Below are 20,381 nucleotides of genomic sequence, written 5' to 3' on the forward strand. Positions count from 1 at the left end.
AATATGGAACAACTTACACTTGCAGCTAGCAGTCAAGCACAAGGCAGCATTACCTTACCTGGCTCAAAAAGTATTTCAAACCGCACATTACTGCTTGCAGCTCTCGCTCACGGCACAACTGAAATACGCGACCTACTGGTATCAGACGATACCTCACGTATGCTGGAAGCCTTGGAAACCTTAGGCGTAAAACTAGAAAACTTTGCTGAAAATGCATGGCGTGTAGAGGGTTGTGGTGGCCATTTCCCTAATAAAAAGGCTGACTTATTTTTAGGGAATGCTGGAACGGCTTTCAGGCCACTCACAGCAGCATTGGCGCTAGCTGGTGGCGAATACACGCTATCAGGCGTCCCTCGCATGCATGAGCGCCCCATTGGTGATTTAGTTGATGCTTTAGTACAGGCGGGCGCAGCTATTCAATATTTAGGCAATGATGGCTTTCCTCCATTAAAAATCACTCCGCCTCAAATTGACGTATCCAAACCCATTAAGATTCGCGGCGATGTTTCCAGCCAGTTCCTAACCGCCCTACTGATGGCATTACCATTAACCAAGCAACAAGCCACCATTGAAGTTGTGGGTGAGCTAATCTCCAAACCTTATATTGAGATTACACTCAATTTGATGGCGAAATTTGGCGTTCAAGTCGAACGTAATGGCTGGCAAAGTTTCACTATTCCAGCCAATAGTCACTACTCCTCACCCAAAGAAATTTTTGTAGAGGGCGATGCATCAAGCGCCTCCTACTTCTTAGCGGCAGGTGCAATTGCAGGTAATGTGTCAGTAGCAGGATTAGGCAAAGATAGCATTCAAGGCGATGTGCGTTTCGCAGATGCACTAGCGCTCATGGGCGGCAATATAAGCTATGGTGATCACCATATTACTGCTAGCAAAGCAGTGAGTATCAATACCATAGACCTTGATTGCAACCATATTCCAGATGCCGCGATGACACTCGCGATTATTGCTCTGTTTGCAAAAGGCACTAGTACATTACGCAACATTGCAAGCTGGCGTGTGAAAGAAACTGACCGCATCTCTGCCATGGCAACCGAACTACGCAAGGTAGGTGCGATTGTTGAAGAAGGTGCAGACTACATCAGCATCACCCCTCCAGAAAAACTAACGCCTAATGCAGTGATTGATACCTACGACGACCACCGCATGGCGATGTGTTTTTCACTGGTAAGCTTAGGCGGCGTGCCTATTACCATTAACGACCCCAATTGTGTGGCTAAAACATTCCCCAACTATTTTGCTGAGTTTAAAAAGTTAATCTCTTAAATTAAATATTGCGCCTTAATCAACACGGCTTCATTGCAGTTAAATGTGTGATTACTCACCATTAATGAATATGAAGCCAACCAGACTTAACCGCACTTGCATGCGTTTGAGGGTCAACCTCAGCAAACCTCTTCCAAGCCTTTTCATGAAAATGGAATACAACCGTGTTGCAAGCAGGCTCAATCACAGCAAGCATGCCACCGACCATGGCACTACCTGTTAATAAATAACCTACCGTAAACGCAACGGTAAAGTGTAAAATCGCGAATGAAAATGTTTTAGCCATGTTGCTCTCCAAAAGTTGCAAACTACAATGAGGCTATCATCCCCCTAGGCAATTATTAAATCCAATTGATTGTTATTAACGCTACGATAAATTTTACAAATGAATAAAACGCAAGTGAATACAATGCAGACCCAACACATCCCAGTCATTACCATCGATGGGCCATCAGCTTCTGGTAAAGGTACGGTTGCTCAACTAGTTGCAGATAAACTTGGGTTCGCTTATTTAGACTCTGGGGCACTTTATCGGGTTGTTGCTTTCGCCGCACAGCAAAATGACATTGCATGGGATGATGCCAATGCCGTGGCTGACTGTGCAAAAGCACTGCATATTAAATTCAAAAATGGGCAGGTATTTTTAAACGACCATGACATTTCAGAAGAAATTCGTAGAGAACAGATGGGCAAAGGTGCCTCACAAGTTGCAGTGCATGCACCAGTGAGAGCTGCTTTAATTGATTTACAACATAGCTTTCATCAAGCACCTGGCTTGGTTGCCGATGGCCGAGATATGGGCACGGTGATTTTCCCATCTGCACCGCTTAAGATATTCCTGACTGCATCCACTGAAGTGAGAGCAGAACGACGTTACAAGCAACTAATAGGCAAAAACCAGCCTGCCAATTATGAAAGCATTCTGCAAGACCTGCAAGAACGCGACGCAAGAGACAAAGGTCGAGCGAGCGCTCCATTAGTCATGGCTGAAAATGCAATATTGCTAGAAACAGACAACTTAGGCATCACAGATGCAGTCAATACTGTGTTAAATGCTTATCAACAGGTAACGAATAGTTGAAAGCATACCGATTTAGGCTGGACCTAAGCTATTTCAGTTAAATAATTGAGAAAATCAACATTTAAAAATAAAATCAAGATTGCATTGCAACACCTTGATTTAGCCAAAAATAGTACGAAAAAAGTATTTTTTATCACAAAATATCAGTAAAAATTCATAAATAGTCTTTTATTTTTCAATGTTTTAGTTATAATTCCATCTTTGGGTTTCTAAAACTCGGTATCGTCCTACGCATCGCACCGATTCGTAGCTTTTTAACTACCCCACTGCTAGGTGGGATATTTTAGGTAATTTTAATTAATGGCTTCTACTTCTAATTCTACTGCTTCACCTATGGAATCTTTTGCTGCGCTTTTCGAAGAAAGCTTAGCTCGCCAAGAAATGCGTTCTGGCGAAGTGATCACCGCTGAAGTTGTTTCTGTTGATAATGATCATGTGATCGTTAACGCAGGTCTTAAATCTGAAAGCGTAATCAACGCTGATGAATTCCGTAATGCTCAAGGTGAACTTGAAGTTCAAGTGGGCGACTTTGTTAAAGTAGCAATTGAGAAGCTAGAAGACGGCTTCGGTTCAACTGTTCTTTCACGCGAAAAAGCTAAGCGCATGGAAACATGGTTAGACTTAGAAGATGCAATGAACGAAGGCCGCATCATCAAAGGTTTCGTAAGTGGTAAAGTTAAAGGTGGTTTACGCGTATCTGTAAATGGCATCATGGCATTCTTGCCAGGTTCATTGGTTGACGTACGTCCAGTAAAAGATACTACTCCATTCGAAAACAAAGAATGTGATTTGAAAGTGATCAAACTAGACCGTAAACGTAACAACATCGTTGTTTCACGCCGTGCTGTCATGGAAGTTTCTGCTGGTGCTGACCGCGAAGCTTTACTAGGTACATTGGCTGAAGGTGCTGTTGTTAAAGGTATCGTTAAAAATATTACTGACTACGGCGCGTTCGTAGACTTAGGCGGCATTGATGGCTTGCTACACATTACTGACTTAGCATGGCGTCGTGTAAAACACCCATCTGAAGTATTAACAGTAGGTGAAGAAGTTGAAGCTAAAGTATTGAAATTTGATCAAGAGAAAAACCGTGTTTCATTAGGTATCAAACAATTAGGCGACGACCCATGGGTTGCATTGACACGCCGTTACCCAGTAAGCACACGCTTGTTCGGTAAAGTGTCTAACTTGACTGACTACGGTGCATTCGTTGAAATCGAACCAGGTATCGAAGGTTTAGTTCACGTTTCAGAAATGGACTGGACAAACAAAAACATTCACCCAGGAAAAATCGCTCAATTAGGTGACGAAGTTGAAGTAATGATTCTTGAGATCGACGAAGCTCGTCGTCGCTTATCATTAGGTATGAAACAATGCCAATCTAACCCTTGGGATGATTTCTCTGCAACTCACGCTAAAGGCGACAAAGTTTCAGGCCAAATCAAATCTATCACTGACTTCGGCGTGTTCATTGGCTTGCCAGGTGGCATTGATGGTTTAGTTCACTTGTCAGACTTGTCATGGACACAAACTGGCGAAGAAGCAATCCGTAACTTCAAAAAAGGTGACGAGTTACAAGCTGTGATCTTAGCTATCGACGTTGAGAAAGAGCGTATTTCTTTAGGCGTTAAACAATTGTCAGCTGATCCTTCAGGCGCAACTTCTGATGAAAAATCAGATGCTAAACCTAAAGCTAAATCTGCTAAAACAAAAGAACCTGCTCCAATGCCTGATGACGGCGCGGCTGCTGGTACTACAAACCTTGGCGCATTGTTAAAAGCTAAGTTAGACAGCAAGAAATAATTAGCCCGTTATTTAGTATCAAGAAAAAGGCATATAAGCATGACAAAATCTGAGCTAATCACACTACTTGCTGAACGTTTCCCGCAATTAGTGATGAAAGATGCAGAGCTTTCAGTGAAGGCAATATTAGACGCGATGTCTGATAACCTAGCGACAGGCGAACGCATTGAAATAAGAGGCTTTGGCAGCTTTAGCTTAAATTATCGTCCACCGCGTTTAGGTCGCAACCCAAAAACTGGTAGCAAAGTGGAGGTACCTGAGAAACATGTACCTCACTTTAAAGCTGGTAAAGAATTACGTGAACGTGTGGATTTAAGCTAGCATTTGCTTTTAAGTTCCAGTCTAAACGGCAACCAAATGGTTGCCGTTTTTTTATATTGCCATATACAATTAAGGTAAAATAACGCTAATTCGTAAAATAAGGCTTAGCTCGAGTTAAGCCTTATAATCAGATTTAAATATCGCACGTTATATGTATAAGCAACCCACACGCTTAACACAACAACCCTAATCAATTAATAAAGTAGAATAAAATGGAATTTGAGTTTTGGTGGCTATTGGCATTACCTTTATTCTTTAGCTTAGGCTGGATAGCCGCTCGCGTTGACCTTAAACAACTCTTAGCTGAATCAACCGCCCTGCCAGCCGCCTACTTTAAAGGCCTTAACTTTTTAATTACCAATCAGCACGATAAAGCGATTGAAGCTTTTTCAGAGGCAGTGCAAGCCAATACAGATTCGCTCGAACTACATTTTGCATTAGGTAGCTTATTCAGAAGACGTGGTGAAGTTGACCGCGCAATTCATTTACACCTTAATTTACTCTCAAAAAAAGAACTAGAACCACAACAAAAACTCGCCGTGACCGCAGAGCTCGCACAAGATTATCTGAAAGCTGGCTTACTTGACCGCGCTGAAGAACTTTTTGAAACATTGGACGATGACCGCTATCGCCAACCAGCACTACGCGCTTTACTTGAAATTTATGTACGTGAACGTGAATGGGAACGTGCGATTAAAGCCGCAACAGAACTAGAGCGATTATCTGGCGTACCTTTCAGGGTTGAAATTTCACACTACTACTGTGAAATGGCGGTTAAATCCAAGCTTGCTAATGACACCCATAGCGCAAGATTTGAACTGGACTTAGCCCTGAGTGCTAATAAGAACTGCGTGCGGGCGAATGTACTGCTTGGGGACTTAGAAGCTGAAGCTGATGAGCATAAAGCTGCCATCTCTACCTGGAAGCGCGTAGAGTTTCAGCAACCAGAATACTTAGGTCTTATCGCACCGAAACTGCTAACAAGTTACCGCGCTTTAAATGCAACATCAGAAGGCCTTGCTTTATTAAGCACTTACTTACAAACATACCAACTCAGTTCATTACTCAACGTATTGTATGAAGCGACTTTAGTAGAAGAAGGCGCTGAAAACGCAGCAAAACTAGCACGCACTGAACTGATCAAAATGCCGAGCTTAAACACGCTAGATTTACTGCTACAAGCTCGCGCCATTGTGGAGACCAACCAACCAGAACATAGCAACCTACAAGACACGCAACTCATGCAGCAGGCAGTACGCCATGCAATTGGCAACAAAACAGCCTACCATTGCGAGCAGTGCGGCTTTAAAGCCAAATACCATCACTGGCAATGTCCAGCTTGCAACGCATGGGAAGCGCTCCCATCAGAACCTACTGCCGTTTAATTACTCAATACACTCCATGACTACATCACTAAATTCACAACAACCTGATCCGAAAATCATTGTCGCCTTAGATTATGCAGATAGCGCAAGCGCACTAGCACTTGTTAAGCAATTAGACCCTGCCCTTTGCAGGTTAAAAGTGGGAAAAGAGTTATTTACCAGTACAGGTCCGCAATTTGTTGAGACTTTGGCTCGTTCAAATTTTGGTGTATTTTTAGATTTAAAATTTCACGATATTCCTAACACTGTCGCTAAAGCGTGTACTGCAGCAAGTAACCTAGGTATCTGGATGCTGAACGTGCATGCAAGTGGCGGCATGGAAATGATGCAAGCGGCAAAACAAGCAGTGAATGACACACCAAACAAACCATTACTGATTGCAGTGACCGTGCTCACTAGCATGAATCAACAAACATTGAATCAAATCGGCATTCAAACGGACTTAGCAACGCATGTATTAAACCTTGCAACACTCACTCAGCAGGCAGGCCTTGATGGCGTGGTGTGCTCTGCACTTGAAGCTGAAGCATTAAGAGCGCAGTTAGGTCAGGACTTTTGTCTAGTGACTCCTGGCATTCGCCCTGCAAACGCCAGCAAAGATGACCAATCACGCATCGTAACCCCTGCTGACGCCTTAAAGCTTGGCTCAAGCTACCTAGTGATAGGCAGACCTATCACCAAAGCAGCCAACCCGCTTGCCGCTCTTGAGGCGATACATAAAGAATGCCAAACAGTGATTTGATACAAGTGTATGAAAATTTTTCTGCTCGCTTTATTTCTAGTTTTAAACCTTAACTTATCAGCACTTGCTGCCATTAATCTCAATACGGCAAGCCAGTCTGAACTTGAGGAAATTAAAGGCATTGGTCCAGCTAAAGCAAAATCGATCTTAGACTACCGTAAACAACACGGTGATTTTAAAACCATTAATGAGTTAGAAAACGTGAAGGGTATTGGCGAAGCTACAGTAGAAAAACTTCGTAAGCAATTGTTTGTCATTAAGCATAGAAAAGCAGCTAATGCCACCAAAAACAATCAAGCTTCTGAATCTGCAAAAACAGCCAACCACAATGTATTAAAGCCAAATAGACCAGCTAAAGAGCCTGCTGCTACCCAATAAAATAATAGCTAAACGCTGTCAACAATGGCGTGGATATATATTTGCGTAATGACCAATGATCGAGAGCAATTGCTTTCGCGGTTACCAGTGCTAGGCATGTCCGTGGAATATAGGCAATAAATTGTCACACTTTACTTACCAGTTTACTGGTGTGGTAAATTGGGGAAGCCAAACGCTGGCTCACACGCCAAATGATCGCTCCTACAAACAGATATGTGACAGTTTTTTATTTAAGAGGTAGTTTAGCAATAACTGCATGCCATTAACAAAAAGCCCGCGATGCGGGATTTTTGTTAAATTTTAAGTTTACTTTTATGAAAAAATTCTTGCGTCAGCCTCGAATTACTTCACTTTCATCCCTGGCGCAGCACCCTCATCTGGGCTCAAGATAAATGGGCCACCTCGCTCATCACTTGCAGCGAGCACCATGCCTTCACTCATGCCAAACTTCATTTTTCTTGGCGCTAAATTGGCGACCATCACTGTCAAGCGGCCGATTAAAGTCGCTGGATCATAGGCAGATTTAATACCCGCAAACACTTGACGTGGTTTATCTTCACCAATGTCTAAAGAAAGCTTAAGTAATTTCTCTGCGCCTTCCACATGCTCTGCATTGACGATTTTTGCAATGCGTAAATCTACTTTAGTAAAATCATCAATACTAATATATTCAGCTTCCGCCACCTCTGCACTCGCTGCTTGCTGATGCTCTGCATGGCGCTGTTGGGAATGTGGCGCTGGTGTTGGCGTTGCCTGTAAATTCTCTTTATTCGCCTCAGTCATCGCTTCAATTTGCTTAGCATCAACACGGGTAATCAAATGTTCATAAGCATTGATACGATGTTGCGATAATAATGAAGTAGCAACAGCACTCCAGCTAAGTGGCGCTATATTTAAGAACTGCTCAATTTCACCAGCCAATTTTGGTAACACAGGCTTTAAATACAGAGTTAATAAACGGAACATTTCCAAAGCATCTGAACATACCTCTTGTAAAGCTGAATCTTGACCTTCTTGTTTTGCCATCACCCACGGTGCTTTTTCAGCCACAAAACCATTGGCAAGATCAGCCAAACGCATAATTTCACGCAATGCTTTACCATATTCTCGCTCTGCATAACTCTCAGCAATGACATTGGCCGATGCTTTGATTTCTGACACCACAGCATTGTTAGCAGATGGGTTTAATTGCCCTTCAAAACGCTTATTAATAAAACCAGCGGTTCTACTTGCGATATTGATGTACTTACCCACCAAATCACTATTCACGCGCGCCACAAAGTCTTCTAAATTCAGGTCAATATCTTCCATCGTACTATTTAACTTAGCCGCATAGTAATAACGTAAATATTCTGGATTTTTAATATAGTCCAAATAACTACGCGCAGTAATGAATGTACCGCGTGACTTGCTCATTTTCTCGCCATTGACGGTTAGAAAACCATGTGCAAAAATTTGGGTAGGCTTGCGATGCTCTGAGAACTCTAATGTCGCAGGCCAAAATAAAGCGTGGAAATACAGAATATCTTTACCGATAAAGTGATAAAGCTCAGTCTGGCTATCCTTCGCCCAGTACTCATCAAAATCTAACCCCTGCTTTGCACACAGACTCTTGAAGCTTGCCATGTAGCCAATTGGGGCATCTAACCATACATAAAAATATTTACCTGGTGCATCTGGGATTTCAAAGCCAAAGTAAGGCGCATCACGTGAAATATCCCAATCGTTTAGGCCATTTTCAAACCACTCGCCCATCTTGTTAGCTGCCTCACCTTGTAAGGTGCCAGAGCGCGTCCAATCTTTTAAGAACTGCTCGCATTCAGATAATTTGAAGAAATAATGCTCGGTCTCTTTACGCACTGGTGCCGAGCCAGAAACAGCAGAATATGCATTAATCAGTTCTGTCGGGTTATACGTTGCGCCACACACTTCACAACTATCACCGTATTGGTCTTTAGCATGGCATTTAGGACACTCACCTTTAATAAAGCGATCTGGTAAGAACATGTTTTTGACAGGGTCATAAAACTGCTCGATGGTTTTAGTTGAAATCTTACCCGCTGCTTTTAATTTTTTATAAATACTTTGCGAGAGTTCTTTGTTCTCAGGTGCATTCGTAGAATAGTAGTTATCAAACTGAACTAAGAATTCTGAAAAATCTGCTGAATGCTCTTTGTGTACATTGGCAATCAGTGTTTCAGGGGTAATGCCTTCTTTTTCAGCGCGCAACATAATGGGTGTGCCGTGTGTGTCATCTGCACATACATAATGCACCTGATGGCCTTGCATTTTATGAAAACGCACCCAAATATCAGTTTGGATGTATTCCACTAAATGACCTAAATGAATACTGCCGTTAGCGTACGGAAGTGCTGAAGTAACAAGAATTTTACGAGGATTATTTGCTGTTGCCATGAGATAAATGAATCTATTGAGCTAAAAACGACATTCTAACAAATGCGGCATGGTTCACACAGCAATGATTACTGTTTTTAAGTGCGCATATTCAATTAATCAATTATGGCGTGTAGTTTATGCAAAAGTTTGATGCAAAACATACAAGAAAACACCACAATCAGTTAAAATAACCTATTAATTTACTCAAGTTATAAAACTTGCAGCGCTACCCCATATTAAATCAAGATTAAATCAGGAATTTACGACATGGCAATTTCAGAACTACTCATTCAAAGCAGCTTAAAACTATGCATAGACCCTAACACTGGCAAAGACTTTGTGAGCAGTAAATCAGCAAGAAATATCAAAATAGATGGCAATGATATCAGTTTAGATATCGTACTTGGCTATCCAGCAAAGTCTGTCATGGCCGACATACAAAATCTTGTAGCACAAGCCCTATTAGGCATTGAGGGCATCGGCCGCGTTGCCGTAAATGTCAGCAGCAAAATCGTGGCTCATAAAGCGCAACAAGGCGTGAGCTTACTGCCAAATGTTAAAAATATTATTGCGGTAGCTTCAGGTAAAGGCGGCGTGGGCAAATCAACCACCTCTGTTAACTTAGCTTTAGCGCTAGCGGCAGAAGGTGCAAGTGTTGGTTTGCTAGATGCTGATATCTACGGCCCAAGCCAACCGCAAATGTTAGGCATCAGCGGCCGACCAGAAAGCACAGACGGCAAAAGCATGGAGCCGATGGAAGCACACGGCATACAAGCAATGTCTATCGGATTTTTAATCGACACAGACACACCAATGGTATGGCGTGGCCCAATGGTGACAGGCGCGCTAGAGCAATTGTTACGTGATACTAAATGGCGTGACTTGGATTACCTAGTGATTGACCTACCACCAGGCACTGGCGACATTCAACTGACGCTAGCACAAAAGATACCTGTCACAGGCGCAATCATCGTCACAACACCTCAAGACATCGCATTACTGGACGCACGCAAAGGTCTTAAAATGTTTGAGAAAGTCAGCATTCCTATTTTAGGCATTGTTGAAAACATGAGCACACACATCTGCTCTAACTGTGGTCACGAAGAACATATATTTGGTGCGGGTGGTGGTGAGTTGATGGCAAAAGACTACAACGTAGATTTATTAGGCGCATTACCACTGGATATCAATATCCGCATGCAAGCTGATAGCGGGAAGCCAACTGTAATTGCAAACCCTGACTCTAAAGTGGCTAATATTTATAAGGAAATTGCACGCAAGGCTACGATTAAGATTGCTAATTCAAGCTTAGATCACAGCGGAAAATTCCCTAACATTGTGATCCAAAATACCTAGCATAACCTCCAAAATACTTTAAGTTGCTTCTTGAGGTATTTTAAATCTTGAAGGCTAGCTTGCAAATAACATAGCAAGCTGGCCTTTAATTATTTCAGATTCATTAATTTAAAATTCAACACCAAAACTATACACATCCACACCACAACTTGGCGCAATCAAAGTGGCTGGAATCGCAACACCATTTAACCAGTTATTCACCGCGTCTTGCTTACCAGCGCCTGTCACCAGAAAAATCACACCATGTGTGTTATCAAGGCGATTTTGGCTAATGGTCACGCGCTCTACTGGCGGCTTTGGTGAATTAAATACAGGCACAGCATCTGCACTATTATCAACAGCTTGGTTTGGGAACAAGCTAGCGGTGTGACCATCTTCACCCAAACCCAGAATTACCAAATCAAAAGTGCGCACACCAGCCAAGGTTTGCGCATATGCTTTTGCGCCTTCAATATTGCCTAATTCTGCTGGAATATCATGAATCTGATGTTGTGGAATCGCCACATGGTTCAACCAAGCGTCACGTGCCATTTTGCTATTACGGTCTACATGGTCCACAGGCAAGCAACGGTCATCATTATGATAAACATGCCAATTAGCCCAATCTGCGTTTTCTTTAGCAAGCAATTGATAAACACTTTTGGGTGTACTACCACCTGCCAGCACAATTAAAAAACTACCATACTTTTGAATCGCCTCGTCAGCAGCTTGCAAGATGCGTTTTAAAGTCGCCTGATTGATTTCATCTTGCGAATTAAACCGATACCAACGCGTATGTTGATTGTTAGCTAAAGTGAGAGATTTAACTTCAAGTGTTTGTGTTGTTTGCATAAAACAGTGCTGCCTTTTTCGGTATAATTACGTTAATTCAATTAAAGGCGCTATTTTAACCTGAGTGTTTCATAAAGTTGCGAAATTATGAATCAATCTGGCGAATCTAAAATAGCCGCAGTATTTACAAAAACCTATTAAGAAAGTTTGAAATAATGGCAAAAAAAATAGATCCTTGTACCTTGGTGCTTTTTGGCGCGAGCGGTAACTTATCTCGCATCAAACTCATGCCTGGTTTGTTTCGCCTAGATGCAGCTGGTCGCTTACCTGAGCACATGGTGATTCTTTCAGTTGGCCGTGGTGAAGTAAGTCGCGAAGCATGGCAAGCCGATGTTAAGGGTATGTTAGATGCCAAATTCAAAAACGGTTACGATCAAAAAGTGTTTGAACGCTTTATCGCACGTAACCACTACCATTCAAACCCACCTACAGACCCTGATGCGTTTAAAAAGCTACAAGCAAAACTATCAGATGAATCAGTATTCCCACAAAACTTAGCTTATTTCTTATCAGTACGCCCTACTGACTTTGCAACAATTGTTGCGCAACTTTCAGAAGTTGGTTTAGTGGATGAAAGCAAATACTGGCGCCGTGTGTTGATTGAGAAACCATTTGGTACAGATTTACCAAGCGCACAAGCATTGCAAGCTGAACTTACTAAATACCTAAAAGAGAGTCAAATCTACCGTATTGACCATTACTTAGGTAAATCTGCATTGCAAAATGTGATGCTAACACGCTTTGCTAACGCAATGTTCGAGCCGCTATGGAACAATGAACACATTGACCACGTACAAATCACCAACAACGAAACATTAGGCGTTGGCGACCGTACAACATTCTATGATGCAACTGGCGCACTACGCGATATGGTGCAAAGCCACTTACTACAAACCTTGGCGCTTGTTGCGATGGAAAAACCAGCAGACCTTAGCCCAACGAGCATTCGTGCTGAGAAAATTAAGTTGCTAGAGTCTATTCGCCCGATTCCAGTCAATGAGCTTAACAAACATGCCTTCCGTGCCCAATACAAAGCCGGCCGCGTAGAAGCTGGTGATGGCCATGGTGAAAAAGTAACTGGTTACTTGGAAGAGTTAGCACGTGATGGCGTAACAGAAAGCGTAACAGAAACTTATGCGGCGCTAAAACTATTCATCGATAACCCACGTTGGAGAGGTGTGCCTTTCTACGTGCGCACTGCTAAACGCATGCATGAAGGCAACACTGCAATTTCTATCCGCTTCAAAAAAGCACCGATGCAATTGGTAGAAGGCCAACATCAAAACTGGTTAACACTGAATATTCAGCCACGTGAATGCATCAAAATGGAAATCGAATCTAAGATTCCAGGTTTGGACGTTGCAACGCGCACACTCAGCATTGATGGCCCACAACGTCAACAAGGTGATGAAACTATCGACTCTTACGAATCTTTAATGCTTAATTTGATGGAAGGTGACCCATCACTTTACCTACATATCAGTGAGGTTGAAGCACAATGGCGTTTAGTTGATCCTGTGGTAAAAGCTTGGATGGCAGATAAATCACCTGTACATCAATATCCAGCTGGTAGCCGTGATCCTCAAGAATCTAGCGTAATTTTTGAATCTGAAGATCAGTTCTGGCGCTATAGTATTGAATTAGGTGGCGACAAACACTAAGAAATCAGCTTGTAGTAAAAGCCTCCAAAAGCACCTCACAGCTTAGTAACTTGCTGTGAGGTTTTTTTGCGCCTAAACCCTATAAAAACTTATCATAATCAGCCATTAGGCCTTATAATTCGATTCACTTTAAACCTCTAAAATTTAAATACTTATGAGCATTAAATCAGACAAATGGATTCGCCGCATGGCAGAACAACACGGCATGATAGAGCCGTTTGAGCCTAATCAAGTTAAAGTAAATGCGGCGGGCGAACGCATGGTATCTTATGGTACTTCTAGCTATGGCTACGACATTCGTTGCTCAAAAGAATTTAAGCTGTTTACCAACCTTAACAGCACGATTGTGGATCCCAAAAATTTCGATCCCAACTCATTTGTTGAAGTTAATGCAGACTACTGCATTATTCCTCCGAACTCATTTGCACTGGCACGTACTGTGGAATACTTCCGCATCCCGCGTAATGTGCTCACTATTTGCTTAGGCAAGTCCACTTATGCTCGTTGCGGCATTATTGTAAATGTCACCCCATTTGAACCTGAGTGGGAAGGCTATGTCACATTAGAGTTCAGTAACACAACACCGTTACCAGCTAAAATTTACGCAAATGAGGGATGTGCACAAGTGCTGTTCTTTGAAGCAGATGAAGATGACATTTGTGAAACTAGCTACAAAGACCGTGGCGGTAAGTACCAAGGCCAAGTCGGTGTGACTTTACCAAAAATCTAACATGACCACGGACTATTAGTGATTGGATTTCACAGAACTGGCGAGAAACTGCTAACCTAAGTAAGTCATTAAGCTAAGCATGTGATAAAGATAGATTAAGAGTAAGCGGACTTCACAATACGAAGAACCGCGCTCACTATAAAATTTAAAGGCATTTGAATGAAATTTCGCTTCCCTGTCATCATCATCGATGAAGACTTCCGCTCAGAGAACTCATCAGGTTTAGGTATTCGTGTGCTTGCTAAAGCCATCGAAGAAGAAGGCACCGAAGTACTTGGTGTTACTAGCTATGGCGACCTCACTTCATTTGCACAACAACAAAGCCGCGCATCAGCCTTCATTTTATCGATTGACGATGAAGAGTTCATCGAAGAAAAACCTGAAGCAATCGAGCAATTGCGTAAATTTGTTGCTGAAATTCGCCACCGTAACGAAGAAATTCCAATTTTCTTACACGGTGAAACACGCACTTCACGCCACATCCCTAACGATGTATTACGCGAATTACATGGTTTCATTCATATGAATGAAGATACACCTGAGTTTGTTGCGCGTTTAATTATCCGTGAAGCAAAAGCCTATTTAGAAAGCCTGCCGCCACCATTCTTCAAAGCACTTACCCATTATGCGGCTGATGGCTCTTACTCATGGCACTGCCCTGGCCATTCAGGTGGTGTAGCTTTTTTAAAATCACCCGTTGGACAAATGTTCCATCAGTTTTTTGGCGAGAATATGCTGCGCGCTGACGTATGTAATGCCGTAGATGAACTAGGTCAGTTATTGGATCATACTGGCCCAGTAGCGGCTTCTGAGCGTAATGCAGCGCGTATTTACAATTGCGACCACTTGTACTTTGTGACTAACGGTACCTCTACCTCCAACAAAATGGTGTGGAACTCTACTGTAGCGCCTGGTGATGTGGTGGTGGTAGATCGTAACTGTCACAAATCCGTATTGCACTCTATTATTATGACAGGTGCAATACCAGTATTCCTGATGCCTACGCGTAACCATTTCGGCATTATCGGCCCAATTCCAAAAAGCGAATTTTCTTGGGAAAACATCCAGAAGAAAATTGACCGCAACCCATTTGCAACCGACAAAACTGTGAAGCCGCGTGTACTCACTATCACGCAATCAACCTATGACGGTGTGTTATACAACGTAGAAGAAATCAAGGAAATGCTGGATGGAAAAATTGACACCCTGCACTTTGATGAAGCTTGGTTACCACACGCTACTTTCCATGACTTCTATGGTGACTACCACGCGATTGGTGCAGACCGCCCTCGCTGTAAAGAGTCTATGGTCTTTTCAACGCAATCAACCCACAAACTGCTAGCAGGCTTATCTCAAGCCTCGCAAATTCTGGTGCAAGATGCGGAAAACAACCAACTAGACCGTGACGTATTCAACGAAGCATACCTCATGCACACCTCTACCAGCCCGCAATACTCTATCGTAGCGAGTATTGACGTGGCAGCAGCCATGATGGAAGCGCCAGGCGGCACAGCATTGGTAGAAGAATCTATTATGGAAGCATTAGATTTCCGCCGTGCAATGCGTAAAGTGGATGAAGAATGGGGTACTGATTGGTGGTTTAAGGTTTGGGGTCCAAACGACCTTTCAGAAGAAGGTATCGAAGAGCGCGATGCATGGATGCTAAAAGCCAATGAAAGCTGGCATGGTTTTGGTAACCTAGCAGAAGGCTTTAACATGCTAGATCCTATTAAAGCTACCATCATCACACCAGGCCTGGATATTCACGGTGATTTCTCCGATGAATTTGGCATCCCAGCTGCCATCGTTACTAAATACCTTGCTGAGCATGGTGTGATTGTTGAAAAAACTGGTTTGTATTCATTCTTTATCATGTTCACTATCGGCATTACTAAAGGCCGCTGGAACACCATGGTAGCCGCACTACAGCAGTTTAAAGACGATTACGACAAAAACCAGCCTTTGTGGAAGGTACTACCTGAATTCGTTCAAAAACACCCACGTTATGAACGTATGGGCTTGCGTGACCTATGTGCACAAATTCATGGTGTATACAAAGCTAACGATGTGGCACGCCTCACCACTGAAATGTACCTTTCAGACATGGTGCCCGCAATGAAGCCAACTGATGCTTTCGCAAAAATGGCGCATCGTAAAATTGACCGTGTGCCGATTGAGGAGCTTGAAGGTCGGATTACTGCGGTATTGTTAACACCTTACCCACCAGGTATTCCGTTATTGATTCCAGGTGAGCAATTCAATGGAATTATTGTGAATTACCTCAAGTTCGCACGCGAATTTAACGAGCGTTTCCCTGGTTTTGAAACTGACGTGCATGGCCTAGTTAAAAAAGTGGAAGATGGTAAGGCAATTTACTACGTGGACTGCGTAGAACAATAATAGCTAAAATAAAAGCTACTTACGGTCGTAAATCAAATCGCTATATTCAAGACCACCTCCTGAGAGGTGGTCTTTTTTTTCAACTAATTGCCAGTGATTAAAATCCACAGTAGGAAAAAATGCATCGCCAGCAAATTCCGCATGCACCCTTGTGATGTACAGCCTAGTTGCCAACTTTAAGCCGTGTTGATAGAGTTCAGCACCGCCAATTAAAAACGGTTCTGCGTCACCTTCGCATAGTGCTATTGCGGCCTCTAATGAATTTGCAGTCAGTGCACCTTCAATTTTGTAATCTTTATTACGCGTCACTATCACTGTGGTGCGGTTTGGTAGTAAACGCCCTAGTGATTCGTAAGTTTTACGTCCCATAATAATATGGTGACCAGTCGTTAACGCACGAAAACGTTTAAGATCTTCAGGTAAATGCCAAGGCAAAGTGTTATTCACACCGATGACATCATTATTAGCTGTAGCAACAATAATTGATAATGAATTCATAAGACTATTATACTGTATGTTTACAAGAGAAACTCTTAGAGAAAATCTATGCGTTTTCGTTACCCAAGTTCATTTTTAAAGCTATTGCTGGTTGGCTTTTCCTTTGCAATTGTGCCGCTTATATGGGTATTTGTGAATGCAAACATCGCCTTCGATAGCCTGTCAAAACAAAGTCAAATCACCATTTTCAATGCTGTAGAAGGGACACGTGCAGGTCGCATATTACAAGAGCAGTTACATCTAATGGAGCGAAGTAGCCGCCAATATTTTGTACTGCACGATGATGCATTATTTAGCAATTACAACAAAGCTAATATTAAATTTAATGAAGCTTTAACTCAGCTAAAACAATTAGCACCTCACGCGCCGCAAAAGACAAATCTAAATTTATTGAGCAATCAAATTTCACAATTAAATTTATCCATTAACAATGCCAGACAATCACATGCAACCGAAATAGAGTTTCTTAATTACTTTAGTCAACTCGATAAACAAATTGAAGTGATTATCGAAGAAAACAACACTACTATTGATGCCGCGTCCAAGCAACTAGCACTGAATGCACAAGCCACACAAAGAAAATTATTTCTACAAAGCTTGGTGTTAATTCCATTAGCGCTACTCATTGCTGCAAGCATTACCTATTTACTTGCTGTGCCTATACGTCGTATGGATGCAGCAATTAGGCATCTTGGCACAGGCCAGTATGATGTGCCCATTATCATTGATGGGCCAGGTGACTTACGTATTTTGGGGCAGCGCCTTGACTGGTTACGTACCGAGCTTAAAGAATTAAATCAGCAGAAACAACAATTTTTAAGGCACGTTTCACACGAGCTAAAAACACCGCTGACCGCCATCAGAGAAGGTACCGAGTTATTACATGACGGCATTGGTGGCTCGCTTTCAACCCAACAATCAGAAATCATTAGTATTTTGCGTGACAATAGCATTAGGCTACAAAAAATGATTGAGAACTTACTCAATTACACACGCATTGAGACTACGCAATTCAAATTAAAGTTGAGCCATCTAGAGTTATCCAATACGATTAATAAAGCACTTAATATCCACGCGCTTAGCATACAGAATAACAAACTACAGATTCAAACTGATTACCAAGTAGATGGAGTCGTTGCTGATGATGAGAAACTTGCCATTATTTTAGATAATTTAATCTCTAACGCTATCAAGTTCACACCAGCTAACGGAAAAATCACAGTCTCCACACATCAAGATAAAAATAAATGGTGCATCGAGATTTCAGACAATGGCCCTGGCTTCTCTAAAATAGACCAGGATAAATTATTTGATCCATTCTACCGTGGCGACACATTACACAAAAGTCTGATTAGCGGAAGTGGCTTAGGCTTAACCATTGCAAAAGATCTTGTAGAGGCCCATGGTGGTTACATTGCACTTCTTCCATCTACACAAGGTGCACACTTCATCATCAACATGCCCCAATTGGAACTTAAATGACTAAAAGCAATATATATGTTTTGCTTATCTGCCTAAGCCTGTTAAATGCTTGTGCAGATAAACACTTACTCAGTAGCAAAAGTGGCGTTAAACAAGATGAAACAATTAATATCACTCAACAAGACGAAGTGCAGCGTGAAAATGTAGTTACGCTCATTCAATTTTATGACAGTTACACCTCACTCACAGCAGACGATCAAAAGAGTATATACGCTGATACAAATGAAGCACTCATAGAAAATAAAAGCGATTCATTCCAGCGTATCAAACTGGCTATGATGCTTTCACTCCCCTCTAGCCGCATGCGAGATATCAATAAGGCACAATTATTGCTGCAAAACATTTTACAAGAAAATAACCTGCACTCGACGGAGTATGCATTAGTCAACTTGCTGTACGAATACACTTTAGACAGTACTAAACAGATGCAAAAAAATCGAGACGAAGCCAAAAAACTCGAAACCGCACAAACTAAATATGACAATTTACAACAAAAATATGACACCCTAGAGCAAAAACTTAACGACTTAAAAAACATAGAAAAAACCATGAACGAACGTGATGTTAAACCAGCCAATAAGCCATGAGTATGCCTAAACCTAATATACTCATCGTGGATGATGACAAGGATATTTTAAAGCTCATTAGCATGCGCCTAAGCGCTGCTGGCTATCACACACATTTAGCCAATAATGGTGCTGAAGCAATGTGTGCCATTGCATTGCAGCGCCCTGACCTTGTCATTAGTGATTTGCGCATGCCTGCGATGGATGGTATGGCTTTGCTAGATGCAATCCAACGCTCTCACCCTACCCTACCCGTCATATTACTCACTGCACATGGATCTATTCCTGATGCTGTCCGCGCAACACAGCAAGGCGCCTTTAGCTTTTTAACCAAACCATTTGATAGCCAAGCGTTATTACAACAAGTAGCGTCCGCATTACATTTAAGTGGATCCCATCAAGATAATGCGACTGAACAAGATGGCGCTTGGCGTGCCGACATACTTACCCGCAGCCCAATTATGGAAAGTCTGCTCACACAAGCCAAAATGGTTGCCAATACAGATGCCAGTGTTTTTATTCAAGGTGAAAGCGGGTCGGGTAAAGAGTTGTTAGCGCGGGCCATTCATCAGAGTAGCCAACGTCATACAAAACCATTTATAGCAATCAACTGTGGGGCAATCCCTGAGAACCTTCTCGAATCAGAGTTGTTTGGACACAGCAAAGGTGCTTTTACTGGCGCAGTAAATAACCATGTTGGTCTATTTCAAAGTGCAGAAGGAGGCACGCTATTTTTAGATGAAATTGGCGATATGCCGTTAAATCTGCAAGTAAAAGTACTACGTGCTCTACAAGAGCGTGTAATACGCCCAGTTGGTAGCACCAACAACATCAATATTGATATACGTTTAATTTCTGCCACTCACCGCAACCTAACGCTTGAGATGAGCGAAGGTCGTTTTCGCGAAGATCTGTTTTACCGCATCAACGTAGTCAGTTTAGAGATTCCCTCTTTAGCTAATCGTCGTGAAGATATTAGCTTATTGGCTAATCATTTTTTGCATTTGTTTAATCAAAAATATAAAAAATCCCTACACGGCTTTGCCCCAGAAGCGCTGGAAATATTAATCTCGGCACCATGGCCAGGCAATGTAAGGCAATTGCAGAACATCATAGAACAAACGATAGTGTTAGCAACCACCCACATTATTACCGCAAGCTTAGTGCAAAAAGCCTTGCAAGATACAGAAAACTCGATCGTGCCCTTTGAAATAGCTCGTCGACAATTTGAACATCAATATCTGGTCACCTTGTTAAAAACAGCTCAAGGCAATGTCACCCAAGCAGCCAAGCTCGCACAACGTAACCGTACCGAGTTCTATCGACTACTAGAGCGGCATCATATTCAAGCTAGCGCCTTCAAAAAAACATTAGAAGATCAATGAAATCAAAGTGTTAAGTCATATACAATTTAGTGTCGCTCATTAACAACAATATTTACTCAACAAATTCAAGGTATTAAAGCT

18 protein-coding genes are annotated in these 20,381 nt (G+C 42.2%); 14 read left to right on the plus strand and 4 right to left on the minus strand.

Translation table 11 applies throughout. The features are described from left to right. The first annotated feature begins 3 nt into the window (after positions 1 to 3). Positions 4 to 1,284 carry a 3-phosphoshikimate 1-carboxyvinyltransferase gene (aroA, locus tag Q7U33_RS05135; protein ID WP_304858531.1) on the plus strand — a complete coding sequence of 427 codons (1,281 nt, stop codon included), beginning with the start codon at positions 4 to 6 and terminating at the stop codon, positions 1,282 to 1,284. A gap of 61 nt (positions 1,285 to 1,345) precedes the next feature. Here aroA and Q7U33_RS05140 read toward each other — a convergent pair whose 3' ends face one another. Then, a complete protein-coding gene (locus tag Q7U33_RS05140) occupies positions 1,346 to 1,570 on the minus strand; it encodes a DUF2061 domain-containing protein (protein WP_304858533.1) in 225 nt (74 codons plus the stop codon). 99 nt (positions 1,571 to 1,669) lie between these two features. Here Q7U33_RS05140 and cmk point away from each other — a divergent pair, with 99 nt between their 5' ends. The 6 genes from cmk to Q7U33_RS05170 all read left to right on the plus strand — a co-directional run bounded on the left by cmk (position 1,670) and on the right by Q7U33_RS05170 (position 6,994). Beyond that, positions 1,670 to 2,365 (plus strand): (d)CMP kinase, encoded by a 696-nt coding sequence (cmk, locus tag Q7U33_RS05145; RefSeq protein WP_304858534.1) that lies wholly within the window; start codon positions 1,670 to 1,672, stop codon positions 2,363 to 2,365. 300 nt (positions 2,366 to 2,665) lie between these two features. Continuing rightward, entirely contained in the window at positions 2,666 to 4,168 is a 1,503-nt protein-coding gene (rpsA, locus tag Q7U33_RS05150; protein ID WP_304858535.1) for a 30S ribosomal protein S1, read from the plus strand. 39 nt (positions 4,169 to 4,207) lie between these two features. Further along, entirely contained in the window at positions 4,208 to 4,489 is a 282-nt protein-coding gene (locus Q7U33_RS05155) for an integration host factor subunit beta (RefSeq protein WP_015832458.1), read from the plus strand. Positions 4,490 to 4,701: 212 nt separating this feature from the next. Beyond that, positions 4,702 to 5,874: a lipopolysaccharide assembly protein LapB gene (gene lapB, locus Q7U33_RS05160; RefSeq protein ID WP_304858538.1), complete on the plus strand. Its 1,173-nt coding sequence runs from the start codon at positions 4,702 to 4,704 to the stop codon at positions 5,872 to 5,874. Between the two features lie 16 nt (positions 5,875 to 5,890). Continuing rightward, positions 5,891 to 6,616 carry an orotidine-5'-phosphate decarboxylase gene (pyrF, locus tag Q7U33_RS05165; RefSeq protein WP_304858539.1) on the plus strand — a complete coding sequence of 242 codons (726 nt, stop codon included), beginning with the start codon at positions 5,891 to 5,893 and terminating at the stop codon, positions 6,614 to 6,616. Positions 6,617 to 6,625: 9 nt separating this feature from the next. Beyond that, positions 6,626 to 6,994 carry a ComEA family DNA-binding protein gene (locus Q7U33_RS05170; protein WP_370651986.1) on the plus strand — a complete coding sequence of 123 codons (369 nt, stop codon included), beginning with the start codon at positions 6,626 to 6,628 and terminating at the stop codon, positions 6,992 to 6,994. A gap of 342 nt (positions 6,995 to 7,336) precedes the next feature. On the opposite strand, the gene metG is transcribed toward Q7U33_RS05170, so the two are convergent. After that, the gene (gene metG, locus Q7U33_RS05175) at positions 7,337 to 9,409 is read right to left on the minus strand and encodes a methionine--tRNA ligase (RefSeq protein ID WP_304858540.1); all 2,073 of its coding nucleotides are present in this window, start codon (positions 9,407 to 9,409) and stop codon (positions 7,337 to 7,339) included. Between the two features lie 249 nt (positions 9,410 to 9,658). Between metG and apbC the strand changes: the two genes are divergently transcribed. Next, a complete protein-coding gene (gene apbC / locus Q7U33_RS05180; protein WP_304858542.1) occupies positions 9,659 to 10,747 on the plus strand; it encodes an iron-sulfur cluster carrier protein ApbC in 1,089 nt (362 codons plus the stop codon). A 108-nt stretch (positions 10,748 to 10,855) separates the two neighbouring features. Here apbC and pgl read toward each other — a convergent pair whose 3' ends face one another. After that, positions 10,856 to 11,578, minus strand: a complete 723-nt coding sequence (pgl, locus tag Q7U33_RS05185) for a 6-phosphogluconolactonase (protein ID WP_304858543.1) — start codon at positions 11,576 to 11,578, stop codon at positions 10,856 to 10,858. A gap of 155 nt (positions 11,579 to 11,733) precedes the next feature. Here pgl and zwf point away from each other — a divergent pair, with 155 nt between their 5' ends. From zwf to Q7U33_RS05200, 3 genes are all read left to right on the plus strand, one after another. After that, positions 11,734 to 13,239 (plus strand): glucose-6-phosphate dehydrogenase, encoded by a 1,506-nt coding sequence (zwf, locus tag Q7U33_RS05190; RefSeq protein WP_304858544.1) that lies wholly within the window; start codon positions 11,734 to 11,736, stop codon positions 13,237 to 13,239. Between the two features lie 154 nt (positions 13,240 to 13,393). Beyond that, entirely contained in the window at positions 13,394 to 13,969 is a 576-nt protein-coding gene (gene dcd, locus Q7U33_RS05195; RefSeq protein ID WP_304858545.1) for a dCTP deaminase, read from the plus strand. 159 nt (positions 13,970 to 14,128) lie between these two features. Next, complete coding sequence (locus tag Q7U33_RS05200; protein WP_304858546.1) at positions 14,129 to 16,369, plus strand: arginine/lysine/ornithine decarboxylase; 2,241 nt, start codon at positions 14,129 to 14,131, stop codon at positions 16,367 to 16,369. A 15-nt stretch (positions 16,370 to 16,384) separates the two neighbouring features. Here Q7U33_RS05200 and Q7U33_RS05205 read toward each other — a convergent pair whose 3' ends face one another. Then, positions 16,385 to 16,867 carry a dihydrofolate reductase gene (locus Q7U33_RS05205; protein WP_304858547.1) on the minus strand — a complete coding sequence of 161 codons (483 nt, stop codon included), beginning with the start codon at positions 16,865 to 16,867 and terminating at the stop codon, positions 16,385 to 16,387. A gap of 48 nt (positions 16,868 to 16,915) precedes the next feature. Here Q7U33_RS05205 and Q7U33_RS05210 point away from each other — a divergent pair, with 48 nt between their 5' ends. Genes Q7U33_RS05210 through Q7U33_RS05220 form a run of 3 tightly spaced genes read left to right on the plus strand, consistent with a single transcriptional unit; the run spans position 16,916 to position 20,300 of the window. After that, positions 16,916 to 18,349, plus strand: coding sequence for an ATP-binding protein (locus Q7U33_RS05210; RefSeq protein ID WP_304858548.1), 1,434 nt, complete (start codon positions 16,916 to 16,918; stop codon positions 18,347 to 18,349). Then, positions 18,346 to 18,936: a hypothetical protein gene (locus Q7U33_RS05215; protein ID WP_304858549.1), complete on the plus strand. Its 591-nt coding sequence runs from the start codon at positions 18,346 to 18,348 to the stop codon at positions 18,934 to 18,936. Before Q7U33_RS05210 ends, Q7U33_RS05215 begins: the two co-directional genes overlap by 4 nt. A 2-nt stretch (positions 18,937 to 18,938) precedes the next feature. Continuing rightward, positions 18,939 to 20,300: a sigma 54-interacting transcriptional regulator gene (locus Q7U33_RS05220; RefSeq protein ID WP_304858550.1), complete on the plus strand. Its 1,362-nt coding sequence runs from the start codon at positions 18,939 to 18,941 to the stop codon at positions 20,298 to 20,300. Positions 20,301 to 20,381 lie beyond the last annotated feature (81 nt).

The organism is Methylotenera sp., from assembly GCF_030653755.1.
Lineage (GTDB): Bacteria > Pseudomonadota > Gammaproteobacteria > Burkholderiales > Methylophilaceae > Methylotenera.

Bases quoted from the DNA above. Each gene is read 5' to 3' on its own strand.
- Q7U33_RS05210 (WP_304858548.1), top strand. From the start codon at position 16,916: ATGCGTTTTCGTTACCCAAGTTCATTTTTAAAGCTATTGCTGGTTGGC.
- lapB (WP_304858538.1), top strand. From the start codon at position 4,702: ATGGAATTTGAGTTTTGGTGGCTATTGGCATTACCTTTATTCTTTAGC.
- cmk (WP_304858534.1), top strand. From the start codon at position 1,670: ATGAATAAAACGCAAGTGAATACAATGCAGACCCAACACATCCCAGTC.
- pgl (WP_304858543.1), bottom strand. From the start codon at position 11,578: ATGCAAACAACACAAACACTTGAAGTTAAATCTCTCACTTTAGCTAAC.
- dcd (WP_304858545.1), top strand. From the start codon at position 13,394: ATGAGCATTAAATCAGACAAATGGATTCGCCGCATGGCAGAACAACAC.
- Q7U33_RS05170 (WP_370651986.1), top strand. From the start codon at position 6,626: ATGAAAATTTTTCTGCTCGCTTTATTTCTAGTTTTAAACCTTAACTTA.
- apbC (WP_304858542.1), top strand. From the start codon at position 9,659: ATGGCAATTTCAGAACTACTCATTCAAAGCAGCTTAAAACTATGCATA.
- metG (WP_304858540.1), bottom strand. From the start codon at position 9,409: ATGGCAACAGCAAATAATCCTCGTAAAATTCTTGTTACTTCAGCACTT.
- Q7U33_RS05155 (WP_015832458.1), top strand. From the start codon at position 4,208: ATGACAAAATCTGAGCTAATCACACTACTTGCTGAACGTTTCCCGCAA.
- rpsA (WP_304858535.1), top strand. From the start codon at position 2,666: ATGGCTTCTACTTCTAATTCTACTGCTTCACCTATGGAATCTTTTGCT.
- aroA (WP_304858531.1), top strand. From the start codon at position 4: ATGGAACAACTTACACTTGCAGCTAGCAGTCAAGCACAAGGCAGCATT.
- Q7U33_RS05200 (WP_304858546.1), top strand. From the start codon at position 14,129: ATGAAATTTCGCTTCCCTGTCATCATCATCGATGAAGACTTCCGCTCA.
- zwf (WP_304858544.1), top strand. From the start codon at position 11,734: ATGGCAAAAAAAATAGATCCTTGTACCTTGGTGCTTTTTGGCGCGAGC.
- Q7U33_RS05215 (WP_304858549.1), top strand. From the start codon at position 18,346: ATGACTAAAAGCAATATATATGTTTTGCTTATCTGCCTAAGCCTGTTA.
- Q7U33_RS05220 (WP_304858550.1), top strand. From the start codon at position 18,939: ATGCCTAAACCTAATATACTCATCGTGGATGATGACAAGGATATTTTA.
- pyrF (WP_304858539.1), top strand. From the start codon at position 5,891: ATGACTACATCACTAAATTCACAACAACCTGATCCGAAAATCATTGTC.
- Q7U33_RS05205 (WP_304858547.1), bottom strand. From the start codon at position 16,867: ATGAATTCATTATCAATTATTGTTGCTACAGCTAATAATGATGTCATC.
- Q7U33_RS05140 (WP_304858533.1), bottom strand. From the start codon at position 1,570: ATGGCTAAAACATTTTCATTCGCGATTTTACACTTTACCGTTGCGTTT.